We start from the raw sequence: 15,722 nt of genomic DNA, 5'->3' as shown, positions 1-15,722 counted from the left end.
GATAGAGCGTATGCGTTTAGGTTTCGCCACCCTCGGTTGTCCCGGAGCAGCACTCGACGACGTCCTGGCACTTGCTCAGGGCAACAAGTTCACCGGTCTGGAGCTGCGCGCCGCACCGGACGAGTTCACCAACACCGGTCTGTCGCCGGCCCAGCGGCGCGAGCTGCGCGGCCGGATCGAGGACGCCGGCCTGGAGATCTTCGCGATCAGCAGCTACGTGCGGCTGTGTGCGGTGGAGGAGCAGCCGCTCGAGGCCCATCTGGAGCTGGCGGCCGATCTCGGCGCGCTCGGCGTCCGGGTCTTCCCAGGCGACGACACCGACGGGGGTACGCCGGACGGCCCGAGCGCCGGCGAGATCCGGGCGCTGGACCGGGTGACGTCCGCGCCGCGTGAGGTCCCGATCCTGCTCGAGACCCACGACTCGCACTCGACCGGACGCCAGGTCGCCGCGTTCTGCGCGCTGCTGGACACCGACGCGCCGGGCCACAAGGTGCGGGCGCTCTGGGACAGCTCACACACCTGGTCGCACGGTGAGACCGCGGCCGAGTCGTACGCGCTGCTGCGGCCGTGGCTGGAGCTCGTCCAGTTCAAGCAGGTCGACTCGCGGCAGGACTACCGCCCGGTCGCGATCGACGAGGGCGACTTCCCGATCCAGGACCTGCTGGCCGCGCTCGACGGCACCGACTACCCGCTCTCACTGGAGTGGGAGCTGAAGTGGCACCCGCACCTCCCGTCCCTCGCAGCAACGCTCCCCGCCGTTCACACCTGGTTGGGCGCGGGCTCGGTCAAGTAGCGCGTCACGGTCGGTCCGAGCCAGGCGACTGTCTCGTCGGTGGTCAGGTCGACCACCGGCCGGAGTTCGAGAATGTAGCGGCACAGCGCGAATCCGAGTGCCTGTGTCGCGATCAGCCCTGCCCGCACGGCCGGCTGATCGATCGCGGCGCGCTGGAACGTCGGCGTCAGCTGCCCGATGAACACCTGCCGCATCCGCTCGGCCGCCGCCTCGTTCGTCACGGCCGTCCGTAGCAGCACGCGTAGCGTGTCGTCCTCCTCCCAGCGCTCCACCAGGTGCCGGACGAGCACCTCCCCGAGCCGCTCCTTGGGCACGTCGTGCAACTCGGGCATCCGTACGTCGAACTCGGCTGCCGCCGCGAACAGCTTCTCCTTGCTGCCGTAGTACCGCATCACCATCGACGGGTCGATCGCCGCGTCGGCCGCGATCGCCCGGATCGTCGCGCGCTCGTACCCGTCCGCGCCGAACCGCTCGCGGGCCGCCGCAAGGATCGCCGCCCGGGTCCGGTCGGACTTCTTCTCCGCCATACCCACAGCATATGCCAACACTTGTTGACTTTTCTTCCCCGCAGTCCTAGCGTAAAAGTCAACAAGCGTTGGCAAAGGAGAAGACGATGCAGAAGAACGCAGACGTCGTAGTGGTGGGCGCCGGGCCGGTCGGACTCGCGGTAGGGGTCGGGCTGCGGCTGCACGGGCACGACGTGGTGGTGGTCGACCAGCAGGCCGAGGGCACGAACACCTCCCGCGCCTGCGTGATCCACCCGCGGACGCTCGAGGTCCTGGAGCAGCTCGGCGTCACGAAGCGGCTCGTCGACCGCGGCCTGGAGCTGCAGGACTTCGCGGTCCGGTCCGGCGACCGGCAGCTGATCCCGGTCGGTTTCGCGGACCTGCCGACCGCGTACCCGTTCGTCACGATGATCCCGCAGCCGGTCACCGAGCAGGTCCTGCTCGAGCGCCTGGAGGAGCTCGGCGGTTCGGTCCTCCGCCCGTACGCCGCGACCGGCCTGAGCCAGACCGCCGACGGCGCCGACGTGACGCTGGACAGCGGCGACGTGATCCACGCGCGGTACGTCGTGGCCGCCGACGGCATGCACAGCACGGTCCGCGAGCTGGCCGGCCTGCGGATGCCCGGCAACACGCTGGAGCTGTCGCTCAGCCTGGTCGACGTCCGCGTCGCCGGCGGACTGCCGAGCGACGAGGTCGGGCTGTACTTCGCGGCCGCCGGCATGCTCGTGGTGGCGCCGCTGCCGGACGGCAGCTTCCGGCTGGTGGCCGAGGTGCACGACGCGCCGGAGCACCCCGACCGCGCGTTCGCACAGCAGTTGCTGGCCGACCGCGGTCCGCGGAAGGCGCGTCCGCAGGTCACCGAGGTGGTCTGGGGCTCGCGCTTCCGGATCCATGAGCGGGTGGCGGACGAGTACCGCGCCGGTCGCGTGCTGCTGGCCGGCGACGCTGCCCACACGCACAGCCCGGCCGGCGGTCAGGGCATGAACCTCGGGCTGCGGGACGCCGTCGCCCTCGCCGACGCACTCTCGCAGGCGCTGGCCGGCGACGAGTCGGGCCTCGACACGTACGCCGCGAACAGCAGGGCGGAGGCCGTCCGCGTGATCGGCCTGGCACACCGGCTGACCCGCCTCGCCAACGTCCCCCGCCCGATCCGCCCGGTGCGCAACGCCGTACTCCGACTGGCCGGTCGCGTCCGCTCGACCCAGAACGATCTGGCCAAGCAACTCGCCGGCTTCCCGGAGCGCTAGGGCATGTCTCCTGATCCCACGCCGCACCGAGCACCTCCTCGCTACGGCGTGGGATCAGGAGACATGCCCTAACCTGCCGTCGACTCGCGGATCTGCAGGGTGTACGGGACGGTCAGGTCGCGGTGGGCGGAGTTGTCGTCGCCGGTGATCCGGTCGAGGAGCAAGGCGACCGCGTTGTCGGCCAGCCACTCCTTGTCCGGTGAGATGGTGGTCAGCGACGGGGAGTGGAACCGGCCGTCCTCGATGTCGTCGAAGCCGGCCACGGCGACGTCCTCGGGCACGCTCAGCCCGGCGTCGGCCAGGGTCCGCAGGGCACCCAAAGCCATCAGGTCGTTGAAGCAGAACACCGCGTCCGGCGGCTTCGGCAACGCCAGCAGCTCGCGCATCGCGGCCGCGCCGTCCGCACGGTGGTACCCGGAGCCGGCCAACTCGAGCGCAGGGTCGTGCGGCAGCCCCGCTTCTTTGAGCGCCTTCCGGTACCCCTTCCGCCGTACGGCGCCCGTGCTGGTCCCGCCGACGCCGATCGCCGCGATTCGGGTCCGGCCGAGCGAGACGAGGTGCGTGGTCGCGTCGTACGCCGCTCGCACCGAGTCGAGGGCGACACGGTCGAACTGGCCGCCGGCCGGGCGCTCGCCGAGCAGCACCAGCGGTTTCCCGATCGCGATCGAGGTGAGCTTGGCCGGGGCGGTAGCGAGCGGAGAGAAGATGATGCCGTCGATCAGCTGCCCGCGCATCCCGTCCAGTACGAACCGCTCGGCGGCGGCCTCGCCCTCGGTCTGGTCGATCAGCACGGTGATCCCGCGGCGCTTCGCGGCCCGGGAGATCTCGGCGCCGAGCTCGGCGAAGTACGGCGAACCCATCTCCGGGATGGCCAGTGCGATGAAGTCCGAGCGGCCCTTGCGCAGCGAGCGGGCGCTGACGTTCGGGGTGTAGTCCAGGGCGGCGATCGCGGCCTCGACCTTGGCCCGGGTCCGCGCGGTGATGTGCGGGTAGTCGTTGATCACGTTCGAGACGGTCTTCACCGAGACCCCGGCCCGTGCGGCCACGTCACTCAGCCTGGTCGCCATCCGAACCTCCTGTCGTGCAGCTGTCGCCCGAGTGTCCCACCGCCGAACCCTTTACACCGATTGTCAATCGTTGTAGACATCCACGGTAAACGTTGTAAAGGATCCTGGGGAGGCCCTGTGACCCGGCTTGTGGTGGACCCGGCGTTCGTCGTCGGTGCGCTGGACCGGCGGTTGTTCGGCTCGTTCGTCGAGCACATGGGCCGTTGCGTCTACACCGGCATCTACGAGCCCGGGCATCCGAGTGCCGACGCGGACGGATTCCGGCAGGACGTGCTCGAGCTGGTCCGCGAGCTCGGCGTCACCGCGGTGCGGTACCCGGGCGGCAACTTCGTCTCGAACTACCGCTGGGAGGACGGCGTCGGCCCGAAGGAACACCGGCCGCGGCGGCTGGACCTGGCCTGGCGGGCGATCGAGTCCAACCAGTTCGGCACCGACGAGTTCGTCGCCTGGGCGCGGAAGGCCGGCGTACAGCCGATCTGGGCCGTGAACCTCGGCACCCGCGGCATCCGGGACGCCGTCAACCTGCTCGAGTACTGCAACCTTCCGGCCGGCACCGCCCTGTCCGACCGGCGGATCGCGAACGGCAGCCCGGAGCCGCACGACATCCGGATCTGGTGCCTGGGCAACGAGATGGACGGCCCGTGGCAGATCGGGCACAAGACCGCCGAGGAGTACGCCCGGCTCGCGGAGGAGACCGCGAACGCGCTGCGCCGGGTCGACCCCGGGCTCGAGTTGGTCGCCTGCGGATCGAGCAACGCCGGGATGCCGACGTTCGGCGAGTGGGAACGCGTCGTCCTGGAGCGCGGCTACGACCTGGTCGACCACATCAGCCTGCACGCGTACTACGAGCCGAAGGACGGCGACCAGACCAGCTTCCTCGGCTGCGCCGAGGAGATGGACCGGATGATCTCCTCGGTGATCGCGACCGCCGACCACGTCAAGGCTTTGAAGCGCAGCGACAAGGAGCTGACGCTCTCGTTCGACGAGTGGAACGTCTGGCGGCAGCAGGAGTTTCCCGGCGAGCTCGGCCTGGACATCCGCGAGGTCGGGCCGCTGATCGAGGACACCTACACGGTCGACGACGCGGTGGTGGTCGGCAGCCTGCTGATCACGCTGCTCCGGCACGCCGACCGGGTAAAGATCGCTTGCCTCGCGCAACTGGTCAACGTGATCGGCCCGATCCGCACCGAGCCGGGCGGCCGCGCCTGGCGGCAGACGATCTTCTACCCGTTCGCGCTGACCGCGCAGTACGCCGGCCCGACCGTGCTGCAGACCGCGATCGCCGGCGGCCCGGACATCGAGACCGCCGCGTTCGGGCGGATCCCGGCGCTCTGGAGCACCGCGACGTACGACGAGACCACCGGGGAGACCGCGATCTTCGTGGTGAACCGGAGCGAGACCGACAAGATCGACCTGGAAGTCCCGGTGTCCGGACAACTCGTCCGGCACCTCGCGCTCTACGACGAGGACCGCACCGCCGTGAACACGGCGGACGATCCGGACCGGGTCCAGCCCCGGGCCGTCGACACCACCGCCGTTGTCGACGGTGTCTGCCGTGCCACGTTGCCGCCCGCATCGTGGCACGTGATCCGACTCAGCAGTTGATCCGAGAGAGGACCCGCCCGTGCCTCCGAGACGACTACTCGCCGCAGTCATGACTGTGGCCGCGATCGCCGCCGGTACGACGGCCGCGACCGCCGCTCCGGTGGTGACCACCACCAACCCGATCACGTCCAGCTTCGCCGACACGTTCGCCGACCCGTCGATCATCCAGGGCCGGGACGGCTACTGGTACGCGTACGCCACCTCCGACCCATTGGTGGCGAACGGCCCGTTCGGCCTGATGCACATGGCCCGCACCAAGGACTTCAGCTCCTGGGAGTACCTCGGCACGGTCTTCAACGACCAGACGAAACCGTCCTGGGCCGCGCCCGGCTCGTTCTTCTGGGCACCCGACATCCGGTACTTCGACGGTCACTACGTCATGTACTTCACGGTCACCGACACCAACGCCAACCCCGGCGGCGACCCGGCGATCGGTGTCGCCACCGCGCCGACGCCGGCCGGTCCGTGGACAGCGACCAGCGGTCCGGTCGTCGCACCGCGCCCGGACGGCAACGGCGGCTACCTCGGCACCATCGACCCGGCGATGCTGACCGCGGCCGACGGCAAGCGCTACCTGTACTACGGCGGCTTCTACGGCGGCATCTCCGTCACCGAGCTGAGCCCCGACGGCATGCACGCGGTCGGCACGCCGACGCAGGTCACGATCGGCGACCGCTACGAGGGCTCGTACGTCGTCTACCGCGACGGCTGGTACTACTTCATGGGCTCGTCGATGAACTGCTGCGCCGGCCCCACCACCGGGTACTCCGTGTTCGCCGGCCGTTCCCGCTCGCCGAAGGGCCCGTTCGTCGACGCCGACGGCGCGGCGCTCACCGACTCCCGGGTCGGCGGCACCACCGTGATCACCCAGAACGGCAACCGCTGGATCGGCCCCGGGCACCACGCGTTCATCACCGACGCGGCCGGGCAGGACCACATCGTCTACCACGCGATCGACCGGAACCAGCCGTGGCTGACGAACCCGTTCGGGATCAACCGCCGGCCGATGCTGATCGACAACATCGACTGGATCGACGGCTGGCCGCGCACGAACGCCGGCGCCGGCCCGTCGCAGAACCCGGTCGCCGCACCGACGACGGGCTCCGCGCTCGGCATCGACTCCACCGACCCGGCCGCCGGCCTCCGAGGCGCCACCCGCCAACCGGGCGACTCGTTGGGAGGCCCCACAGCCACCATCAACGGCGCCGCGCAGACCCGCCAGTCGGCCCCCGACGGCTCCCTTCGCGTCGAGGCGGACGTCAAGCTGGGCAACTCCTTCACCACAGTCCTGGGCAATCAGGTCGTGACGACTGTCGCGAACGATCGTCTGACGATCACGGTGGGCGGGCGTACGTCGTCCGTGAACCTCCCGGCGGACTTCGACCGCACCCAGTGGAACAAACTGTCTGTACAGGTCTCCGGATCCACCGTGACAGCACGGCTGAATGACGCGGGCCTAGGGGACGTTTACGGGGAGGCGCAGCTCGCCGTACCTGGGTTGGAGCTCAGGTCCGCGCCGGTGCGGTGGCTCGGCTCGGCCGAGGTGGACAACCTGACGGTTCGATCGGTCGCCAAGCCGGTCAACAAGATGGTCGCGGTGCCGCGCACCGGGAAGTTGCTGACCGGTGACAGCTTCGACGGGGCGCTCGGCTCCGACTGGTCGTGGGTGCGCAAGGACGACAAGGCGACCGTTGCCGACGGCAAGTTGTCGTGGCCGCTGGAGAACGCCGACATGACCGGCTCGTCGAACAACGCCGGCCTGCTGTTCCACACCGTGCCGACCGGTGACAGCTGGATCGCGGAGACCAAGCTGCACCTCGACACCGGGCAGGGCGACGTCCGCAACTACCAACAGGCCGGGATGATCGCGTACCTCAACGACGACGACTTCGCCCGGCTCGGCAACGTCGCGATCTGGAAGACCCGCCAGACGGAGTACGGCCGGGAGCTCGTCGCCCGTCCGTCCGACGGGGCAACGTCGTACGGCGCGGCCGCGATCGGTCGCTCGGCGCCGACGCTGTGGATGCGGCTCGCCTACCACAAGAACGCCGCCGGCGAGCACGTGTACCGCGCGGGAACCTCGGTGGACGGGAAGAACTGGACCTGGGGCGCCTCCTGGGTGCTGCCGTCCGCGGCGAAGATCGGCATCTACGCCCATGGTGAGTTCACCGGCGCGAACCCGCCGCCGGTGGCGACCTTCGACTACCTCAACTTCTACGAAAGCAGATAATGGCCTTCTCCAACCCGGTGTACGACGGTGGCTTCGCCGATCCGCAGATCATTGCGGTGGGCAACGAGTACTACGCGTTCGCGACCAACGGACCGCTCGGCAACGTGCAGACACTGACCTCTCGCGACCTGGTGTCGTGGCAGCCGGTGGGTGACGCGATGCCGGTGGTGCCGGGTTGGACAGTCCCCGGCTGGGTGTGGGCACCGGAGGTCGCGGTGCACGCCCCGGACCGGTACGTCATGTACTACACGTCCCGCGACGCCGCCGCCGATCGGCAGGCGGTCGGCGTCGCGGTGGCGACCTCGCCCGAAGGTCCATATGTCGACAAATCGACTAGTCCGCTCATCAGTCAGGTTGCCGAGGGCGGGTCGATCGACGCGTCGCCGTTCCAGGACTCCACCGGCCGGCGCTGGCTGTACTGGAAGAACGACGGCAACGCGATCGGCGTCGACACCTGGATCTACGTGTCCGAGCTGTCCGACGACGGTCTCACGCTGGTCGGTCCGGTGCACCGGATGATCAAGCAGGACCTTCCGTGGGAGGGCACGCTGGTCGAGGCGCCGTACATGGTCGAGCGGGACGGGAAGTTCCACCTGTTCTACTCCGGCAACGCCTACGACAAGGCGGCGTACGCCGTCGGTCATGCGCTGTGCGAGTCGCCGATCGGGCCGTGCGTGAAGTCCGGCGACCCGATCCTGTCCAGCTCCCCCGACGCGGCCGGACCCGGGCACAACATGGTGCTCGGCGACTGGTTCGTCTACCACGCCTGGGATCCGGAGCAGCCCGGCACCGATACGAAGGGCCGCACGATGTGGCTGTCCCGGCTGACCTGGGACGGCGACACCCCGGTGGTCCAGCCGCCACTCACGCAGAATCCCCTGCAGCCATAGGCGACTCCTGGTTCAACGGCCGCTGAGGACGCCGGTCAGGACGGTCAGTGCGCGGTGCAGGTCGGACGTCGATGGTGTCGCATAACCGATCACCAGGCCTGGTGGTCCGGGGATGCTGCGGCGGTACTCGGAGAGTGGTGCGACCACGACGCCGGCCTCTCGTGCGGCGGCTGCGATGCGGCGGTCGTCGGTGTTGCAAGAGAGCAACAGCGTGATGTGCAGACCGGCGTCCTGGCCGATCACCTGGCCGTACGGCGCCAGCACCTCGCACGTGTGGGTACGGCGTTCCGCGTACAGCCGGCGGCCGCGCCGGACGACACGGTCCAGGTAACCGTCGCGGAGCATCGCGAGCAGGGCGGCCTGCATCGGCCAGGCGGGCCAGTCGCCGGAGTTCGCGCGGAACGCGGCGAGCCGGTCGACCATCGCCTCGGACGCGACCAGCCAGCCGAGCCGGAGCGCCGGGCTGAGCGTCTTCGACAGCGTGCCGAGATGGACGACCCGCTCCAGGTCGAGCTGGGCCAGCGCGGGCAGCGGCGCGACGTCGTAGCGGAACTCGCTGTCGTAGTCGTCCTCGATCAGCAGGCTGCCGGTCCGGCGTGCCCAGCGCACCAGTTCGTTGCGTCGGGCAACGGGTAGCCGACCGCCGAGCGGGTACTGGTGGGACGGTGTCACGTACACGGCGTCCACGTCGTCGGCCAGCTCCACGACCTGCAGGCCGTCCTCGTCGACCGGTACGTCGACGATCTCGAGCCGGTGGTCACGCGCGGCGGCGACCGCGTTCAGGTACCCGGGGTCCTCGATCCCGATCCGGTCGCCGGCCTCCCGCGTCACCGTCAGCAGCAGGCGGAGCCCGTGCACGGTCCCGTTCGTGACCAGCACGTTCTCCGGACCGCAGGCGATGCCGCGGACCCGGGCCACGTGGTCCGCGAGCGCGGCCCGGAGCGCCGGTAGCCCGGGGGCGTCGTCGTACCCCCGGGGCGGGGACTGTGTGGAGACCTCACGCCAGGCACGCCGCCACCCGGGGTCGGGGGTCGGCGCGATGTAGGGGATGCCGGGACGCAGCGTCAGCAGTTGCGCGTCCGCGTCCGGCCGGTGCGCGGCACGACGGCGTACGGCGGGTTGCAGGGGGACGACGTCGGTGACGAAGGTGCCCGCGCCCGTGCGGCCCTCGATCCAGCCTTCGGCGTGCAACTGGTCGTACGCCGCCTGCGTCACGGACCGCGAGACGGACAGGTCTCGCGCGAGGTCCCGCGTGGACGGCAGCCGGTGCCCCGCCTGCAGCCGCCCATCCATCACGGCCGCACGGAACTGCTCGGCCACCTGCAGGTGCAACGGCACCCCGGAGGCCCGGTCGATCAGCAGCGGCAGCGAACTCTGCACGCCACTAGGATCCCAGCATGGCCATGACCGCGGAGGACGTGTCCCGCTTCGAGCGGTCCCGGCGACGGCTCGAGGCCATCGCCTACCGCCTGCTCGGGTCGGCGTCCGAGGCCGAGGACGCCGTACAGGAGACGTTTCTCCGCTGGCAGGCCGCGGACCTCGAGCGGATCGACGTGCCCGAGGCGTGGCTGACGAAGGTGCTGACCAACCTCTGCCTGAACCAGCTGACCTCGGCCCGCGCGCGGCGCGAGACGTACGTCGGCCAGTGGCTGCCCGAGCCGCTGCTGGACGGCGACCCGATGCTCGGCCCCGCGGACACGGTCGAGCAGCGCGAGTCGGTGTCGTACGCCGTGCTTACGCTGATGGAGCGGTTGTCGCCGAACGAGCGGGCGGTCTACGTACTGCGAGAGGCGTTCGACTACCCGCACCGGGAGATCGCGGGGATCCTCGACCTGACCGAGTCCGCGAGCCAGCAACTGTTCCGCCGCGCGCGGCAGCACCTCGCGGACGGTCGCGCCCGGGCCGAGGTCGACGAGGCCGCGGCACGCCGGATCGTCGACGAGTTCATCCTGGCCGCGACCAGTGGACAGACCGAGTCGATCGTCCGGCTGCTCACCGCCGACGCGGTCTCGGTCGGCGACGGCGGCGGCAAGGTTCCGGCCCGGACGACCGCGGTCGAGGGTGCGCTCGCGGTGGCCCGCTTCCTGCGCGGTGTCTTCAGGCCCAGCGACGCGAAGCGCCTGTACGTCGGCGGTCGGGCGGACGTCTACGCCTGGCCCGTCAACGGCGAGCCCGCGCTGGTGGTGCTCGTCAACGGCGAGGTCATCGGGGTGCTCTGCGTCCAGGTGACAGACGAGGGCATCACCGCGGTCCGAACCCAGGCGAACCCGGACAAGCTGGCCCGCGCGACCGAGCTGTTCGCCGCCGCCGAGCACGGGGAGCCGTTGCTGACCATCCTGTGAGCTGCTTCACAGCACGTTCCTGTCATGAATCGGCGGGCTGCCCGGTTCAAGGGGCGACAACGCAGCAGACAGGAGCACGGATATGAAGCATCGCATCGTCGTCCTCGGCGCCGGGTACTCCGGAGCCGTCGCCGCCGGCCGCCTCGCCGCACGTCTGTACCGCGACGAGGTCAGCATCACCTTGGTCAACGCCGAACCCGACTTCGTCGAGCGGGTCCGGATGCACGAGGTCGCCACCGGCCGCGACCTGAAGCATCGGCCGTACGCCGAACTGTTCGCCGGCACCGGCGTGGACCTGAAACTCGCGAAGGTCACCGCGGTGGACGTCGAACGCAAGACGGTCGCGCTGGAGTCGGAGGACCTGGAGTACGACACGCTCGTGTACGCGCTCGGCAGCCGGTGGAACGCTCAGGGCGTGCCGGGCGCGGCCGAACACGCGTACGAGATCGCCAGTCGCCCCGGCGCGCTCCGGCTGCGCGAGCGCCTCACCTCACTGTCGGCCGACCGACCGGTGACCGTTGTGGGTGGCGGGCTGACCGGGGTGGAGTTCGTGACCGAGTTGGCCGAGTCGCGGCCGGATCTCGACGTCGCGCTGGTCGTCCGCGGCGGGCTCGGGGACTGGCTGTCGCCGAAGGGCCGGCGGCATCTGCGGAAGGTCGTGGACCGGCTCGGTATCACCGTGCACGAGAACGCCCGGGTCTCCGAGGTCGCTGCCGATCACGTCGCGGTCGGTGGCTCGCTGATCCCGTCCGCGGTCACCGTGTGGACGGCCGGGTTCGCCGTCCATCCGATCGTGCAGTCGACCGCGCTGGAGGTCTCGGCCACCGGGCGGATCGTGGTCGACCGCACCATGCGGTCGGTCTCACACCCGGACGTCTACGCGATCGGCGACGCGGCGTACGCGATGGGATCGAAGGACAAGCCGCTGCGGATGTCGTGCGCCTCGGGCCAGCCGATGGCCTGGCAGGCCGCCGACTCGATCGCGGCCCGGCTGACCGGCGGCCGGCTGCCGCACGCGCCGCTGGCGTACTTCAACCAGTGCATCTCGCTGGGCCGCAAGGACGGGCTGATCCAGTACGTGACCAGCGACGACCGTGCGGTCAACGCCGCCCTCACCGGACGCGTGGCCGCGGTCTACAAGGAGTCGATCTGCAAGGGCGCCGCGTGGGGTGTCGTGAACCCGACGCTCGGTCTGCCGGTCCGGCGTCGGCACGTCGTCCCCGCAGCGGCCCCGCTGCGCGAATGGACTACCTGACTCGTCGCGGAATGGCCCGTGCCGCCAGGCCACTGTGCCGCCAACCTGGAGGCATGACCACCTTGCAGCCGACCGCCCGGACGTCCCTCCGCCGCTCGAAGGAACGTGCTGCCACGGATCGCCAGGCGCTCTACGACGTCCTCCTCGACGGGATGTTCTGCCACCTGGGCGTGGTGGTCGACGGCGATCCGCTCGTACTGCCGACGGCGTACGGGGTGGACCTGGAGCGCGGCGAGGACGGGACGCTGTACCTGCACGGCTCGGTCGCCGCCCGCAGCATGGTCGCCGCGCCGCAGCAGACCGTCTGTGCCACGGTCACGCACGCCGATGGGCTGGTGCTGGCGCGGTCGGCGTTCCACCACTCGGTGAACTACCGGTCCGCGGTGATCTTCGGCGTACCGCGGCTGGTCACCGACCCGGACGAGAAGCTCCACGGCCTGAACCGGATCGTGGACCACCTGGTCCCGGGCCGTTCGCTCTCGGTGCGCCCGCCGAACCGGAAGGAGCTGGCGAAGACGTCCGTCCTCGCGCTCTCGCTCACCGAGGCCTCGGTGAAGACGCGTTCCGGTGCCGCCGGCGACGACGAGGAAGACCTCGGCCTGCCGTACTGGACAGGCATCATTCCGCTCCACGTCGTCGCCGGCGAACCGGAGAACAACCCCGACTGCGACCTCTTGGTCCCGGCTCACGTCCGCACCCGTGCGAACCTCCTCGGCGCACCGAGCTAGGCGACGGTCCCCTTGTTGTAGCTCTTCTGGGCCCAGAAGTAGCCCACGATCGCGATCGCCACGCACCATGCGCCGGCGAGCCAGCCGTTGCCGCTCTCCATCGGCGTCCCCAGCAGCAGGTGCCGCAGGGTGTCGATGATCGGCGTGAACGGCTGGTATCGGGCGAACCAGCGGATGGCGCCCGGCATCGCTTCCAGCGGAATGAACGTGTTGCTGAGGAACGGCAGTAGCAGACTGATGGGCATGACGACGTTGCTCGCACCCTCGGGCGTCTTGCTGGTCAGCCCGAGCGCGATCGCGAACCAGGTCAGGCCGAAGGTCAGCGCGATCAGCAGCAGGCCCGCCAGTAGCCAGTCGCCGACGGACGCGTCCGGCCGGAACCCGATCAGGATCGCGAACCCGACCACGAGCGCCAGGCTGACGATCGTCACCAGCACGTTCCCGAGCACATGCCCGGTGAGTACCGCGGGCCGGAAGATCGCCATCGTCCGGAACCGGGCGACGATGCCCTCGGTCATGTCCATGCAGACCGCGACCGCGGGCGGCATCGTCCCGGACGCGATCGACATCAGCAGGATGCCCGGCGTGAGGAAGTTGATGTACGCGTCCCGCCCGCCGCCGCTACCGAGGCCGTGCGCGAACGTGTCGCCGAAGACCAGGCCGAACAGCAGGATCATGACCACCGGCATCCCGAGGGCGCCCAGGGCCAGGCCCGGGTACCGCTGGGCGTGCCGCAGGGTGCGGCGGAGCATCGTCGACGTGTCTTGGATTGCGTAGCTCATCGGGCTGTGACCTTCTCGGTGGGCTGACCCGTGACGGCGAAGAACACGTCGTCCAGGTCAGGGGTGTGGACAGTGAGTTCGTCGACCTCGAGCGAGGCGTCGTCGATCCGGGTCAGCAGGTCGCGGAGCGCGTGCACGCTGCCGTCGTTCGGCACCTGTAGGACCAGCGACTCGTGGTTCGGTACGGAGGTCGGCAGCACCTGGCCGGCGAGCGCGAACGCCTCGGGCGAGGTGAACCGCAGCCGGATGTGGCCGCCCGGGGCGAGCCGCTTCAGCTCTTCCGCCGTCCCTTGGGCGACGAGCCGGCCGTGGTCGAGGACCGCGATCCGGTCGGCCAGCTGGTCGGCCTCCTCGAGGTACTGCGTGGTGAGCAGGACGGTGACGCCGCCGGCGACCAGGTCGCGGATCATCGTCCACATGCCGTGCCGGCTGCGCGGGTCGAGACCGGTGGTCGGCTCGTCCAGGAAGATGATCCGCGGTCGGCCGACCAGCGTCATCGCTAGGTCGAGCCGGCGCTTCATGCCGCCGGAATACGTCATCGCCAGCTTCTTGCCGGCCTCGGCGAGGTCGAACTGCTCGAGCAACTCGTCCGCCCGGCGGCGCGCCTCCTGCTTGCCGAGGTGGCAGAGGTCGGCCATCAGGATCAGGTTCTCCCGGCCGGTCATCCGGCTGTCGACCGCGGAGAACTGGCCGGTGACGCCGATCGCGGCGCGGACCGCTTCCGGATCCTGGTGCAGGTCGTGGCCGGCCACCCGGATCTCGCCGGCGTCGGCCGCGGCCAGCGTGGACAGGATCCGGACCACGGTGGTCTTGCCCGCGCCATTCGGCCCGAGCAGGGAAAAGATGGTGCCTTCGGCAACGTTCAGGTCGATGCCGTCGAGCACGAGTTTGTCGCCGTAGGACTTGCGCAGTCCACGGACGTCGATCGCTGGTGACATGAAAGGTCCTTGAGGTGTTTCCGGGCAGGGGGAACCTGACCCGGGTGGCTTGACGGGTCGTGCGTGCGGAGGATCTGGGCGTGCTTGACCTGTCGGCCGGCCAAGCGGCCGCCGACGTCAGAGTGGTGGATCAGTTAGATGTCGAGGTCCTCGACCGCCGGCTGCTCGGCGGCTTCCTCGACCAGTGCGTAGAGGTCATCCGGGATCAGTTCGCGGAGCTCCTCGATCGTCTCGACGACGTACAGGGTGGCCTCGCCCTGCGCCATGCTCCAGGACTGGTCGGAGCTCCAGTTGCCGACCCAGGAGCGCCAGCCGGTCAGGTGCCGGTCGTCGTCGGCACCTTGCTTGAACTGGTTGCGGCGATCCGCGTGCAGGACGAACTTGCCGGTGCGACTGCGGTACACCCGGAAGGCCTCGTACCCGGTGCTGCTGGAACGGCCCCCCTCGGCGAGCAGTACGCCGGAGAACCGCTGCTTACGGCCGGCGCCCCGGCCCACCCGCACGGTGATCTCGTCGTACCCCTCGAGCCGGCCTTCCTCCATCTCGACGTACTTCCGCAGCGCGATCGAGATCGCCGAGGACAGGTTGCCGCCGATCTCCTGGGCACGCTTGTACAGCGGCAGGTCGTCGTCGGACACGTAGATCGTCTTGTTGGGCATCGCTCTCTCCTCCTACGTAGAACTATACGCACAGACCTACGCAGATGTCTACGTATATCTCTACGTAGGAGTGGAGTGGGCGCGGACGAGCATCAGGATGCTCGCGAGTACGCCGGTGGCGCCGAGGACGATCAGGCGGGTGTCGGCCTCGTGCAGACCGAACACGAACCAGCAGGTCAGCTCGCCGAACACGAGTCGCCAGGTGCCGACCGAGATCCCGGTCGGCCGGGCGGTCCGGTACGCCGTCCACAGCGACGGCGCGACCTGGACGATCGAGGCAGCGGCCAGCACGGTGCCGAGCCCGATCCGGCCGCCAATGATCGTTGCGAGTACGAGTAGCGCGGCCCATGCGGTGATCCAGGCGATGGCGCGGCGGTTCACTGCGCCGCGGCGTACCAGGAGGACGGAGACGGTGCAGGCCAGCGTCGAGGCCGCGGTCGACGGGAGGCCGGCGGTCCAGTAGCCGGAGGCCATGAAGTAGACGAACCAGGCGGCGTTGTTGATGCTCGTCAGCGTCGCCCACGCCCAGGACACGCCGGCGGTGTCTCCGGTACGCCGCAGCTTGAGGATCTGCGGGAGGTACTGCGGGATGCCGAAGCAGGCGGCGGCGATGGGCAGGAAGTCGAGCACGGCGCAAGATTACGTCTGAATCAGCCAACGAATACTGCGAATTCATGCTC

General features: G+C 69.9%; 15 protein-coding genes. 8 read left to right on the top strand and 7 right to left on the bottom strand.

Translation table 11 applies throughout. The annotated features are described in order from the left end of the window. The first annotated feature begins 10 nt into the window (after positions 1-10). A complete protein-coding gene (locus AB0M51_RS15870) occupies positions 11-793 on the top strand; it encodes a TIM barrel protein (protein ID WP_344188761.1) in 783 nt (260 codons plus the stop codon). On the opposite strand, the gene AB0M51_RS15865 is transcribed toward AB0M51_RS15870, so the two are convergent. Beyond that, positions 760-1,320, bottom strand: a complete 561-nt coding sequence (locus tag AB0M51_RS15865; RefSeq protein WP_344188762.1) for a TetR family transcriptional regulator — start codon at positions 1,318-1,320, stop codon at positions 760-762. The two genes, AB0M51_RS15870 and AB0M51_RS15865, sit on opposite strands and share 34 nt — an antisense overlap. Positions 1,321-1,406: 86 nt before the next feature. On the opposite strand from AB0M51_RS15865, the gene AB0M51_RS15860 reads away from it, so the two are divergent. Continuing rightward, positions 1,407-2,546, top strand: a complete 1,140-nt coding sequence (locus AB0M51_RS15860) for an NAD(P)/FAD-dependent oxidoreductase (protein ID WP_344188763.1) — start codon at positions 1,407-1,409, stop codon at positions 2,544-2,546. A 68-nt stretch (positions 2,547-2,614) separates the two neighbouring features. Here the strand turns inward: AB0M51_RS15860 and AB0M51_RS15855 are convergent, their stop codons facing one another. Then, positions 2,615-3,613, bottom strand: coding sequence for a LacI family DNA-binding transcriptional regulator (locus tag AB0M51_RS15855; protein WP_344188764.1), 999 nt, complete (start codon positions 3,611-3,613; stop codon positions 2,615-2,617). Positions 3,614-3,730: 117 nt separating this feature from the next. Between AB0M51_RS15855 and AB0M51_RS15850 the strand changes: the two genes are divergently transcribed. Genes AB0M51_RS15850 through AB0M51_RS15840 form a run of 3 tightly spaced genes read left to right on the top strand, consistent with a single transcriptional unit; the run spans position 3,731 to position 8,338 of the window. After that, positions 3,731-5,218, top strand: coding sequence for an alpha-N-arabinofuranosidase (locus AB0M51_RS15850; protein ID WP_344188765.1), 1,488 nt, complete (start codon positions 3,731-3,733; stop codon positions 5,216-5,218). A 49-nt stretch (positions 5,219-5,267) separates the two neighbouring features. Then, complete coding sequence (locus AB0M51_RS15845) at positions 5,268-7,448, top strand: family 43 glycosylhydrolase (protein WP_344188766.1); 2,181 nt, start codon at positions 5,268-5,270, stop codon at positions 7,446-7,448. Further along, positions 7,448-8,338: a glycoside hydrolase family 43 protein gene (locus tag AB0M51_RS15840; RefSeq protein ID WP_344188767.1), complete on the top strand. Its 891-nt coding sequence runs from the start codon at positions 7,448-7,450 to the stop codon at positions 8,336-8,338. Before AB0M51_RS15845 ends, AB0M51_RS15840 begins: the two co-directional genes overlap by 1 nt. A 12-nt stretch (positions 8,339-8,350) precedes the next feature. Here AB0M51_RS15840 and AB0M51_RS15835 read toward each other — a convergent pair whose 3' ends face one another. Further along, positions 8,351-9,718, bottom strand: coding sequence for a PLP-dependent aminotransferase family protein (locus AB0M51_RS15835; protein ID WP_344188768.1), 1,368 nt, complete (start codon positions 9,716-9,718; stop codon positions 8,351-8,353). A 17-nt stretch (positions 9,719-9,735) separates the two neighbouring features. Between AB0M51_RS15835 and AB0M51_RS15830 the strand changes: the two genes are divergently transcribed. The 3 genes from AB0M51_RS15830 to AB0M51_RS15820 all read left to right on the top strand — a co-directional run bounded on the left by AB0M51_RS15830 (position 9,736) and on the right by AB0M51_RS15820 (position 12,663). Next, positions 9,736-10,680 carry an RNA polymerase sigma-70 factor gene (locus AB0M51_RS15830; RefSeq protein ID WP_344188769.1) on the top strand — a complete coding sequence of 315 codons (945 nt, stop codon included), beginning with the start codon at positions 9,736-9,738 and terminating at the stop codon, positions 10,678-10,680. Positions 10,681-10,762: 82 nt separating this feature from the next. Next, the gene (locus AB0M51_RS15825; protein WP_344188770.1) at positions 10,763-11,935 is read left to right on the top strand and encodes an FAD-dependent oxidoreductase; all 1,173 of its coding nucleotides are present in this window, start codon (positions 10,763-10,765) and stop codon (positions 11,933-11,935) included. A 53-nt stretch (positions 11,936-11,988) separates the two neighbouring features. Continuing rightward, on the top strand, positions 11,989-12,663 hold the full coding sequence (locus tag AB0M51_RS15820) for a pyridoxamine 5'-phosphate oxidase family protein (protein ID WP_344188771.1): 675 nt from the start codon (positions 11,989-11,991) through the stop codon (positions 12,661-12,663). Here the strand turns inward: AB0M51_RS15820 and AB0M51_RS15815 are convergent. From AB0M51_RS15815 to AB0M51_RS15800, 4 genes are all read right to left on the bottom strand, one after another. After that, positions 12,660-13,445 carry an ABC transporter permease gene (locus AB0M51_RS15815; RefSeq protein ID WP_344188772.1) on the bottom strand — a complete coding sequence of 262 codons (786 nt, stop codon included), beginning with the start codon at positions 13,443-13,445 and terminating at the stop codon, positions 12,660-12,662. The two genes, AB0M51_RS15820 and AB0M51_RS15815, sit on opposite strands and share 4 nt — an antisense overlap. Then, a complete protein-coding gene (locus tag AB0M51_RS15810) occupies positions 13,442-14,383 on the bottom strand; it encodes an ATP-binding cassette domain-containing protein (RefSeq protein ID WP_344188773.1) in 942 nt (313 codons plus the stop codon). Before AB0M51_RS15810 ends, AB0M51_RS15815 begins: the two co-directional genes overlap by 4 nt. Before the next feature lie 134 nt (positions 14,384-14,517). Then, the gene (locus AB0M51_RS15805; RefSeq protein ID WP_344188774.1) at positions 14,518-15,042 is read right to left on the bottom strand and encodes an EXLDI protein; all 525 of its coding nucleotides are present in this window, start codon (positions 15,040-15,042) and stop codon (positions 14,518-14,520) included. Between the two features lie 60 nt (positions 15,043-15,102). Beyond that, a complete protein-coding gene (locus AB0M51_RS15800; protein ID WP_344188775.1) occupies positions 15,103-15,672 on the bottom strand; it encodes a PQ-loop domain-containing transporter in 570 nt (189 codons plus the stop codon). Positions 15,673-15,722 lie beyond the last annotated feature (50 nt).

Origin of the sequence: Kribbella sp. NPDC051137 (genome assembly GCF_040682535.1) — a bacterium.
In the GTDB taxonomy this organism is placed as follows: Bacteria; Actinomycetota; Actinomycetes; order Propionibacteriales; family Kribbellaceae; genus Kribbella; species Kribbella karoonensis.
The sequence above is the reverse complement of the archived record's forward strand: the minus strand, read 5'-3'. Positions and strand labels throughout refer to the sequence as shown.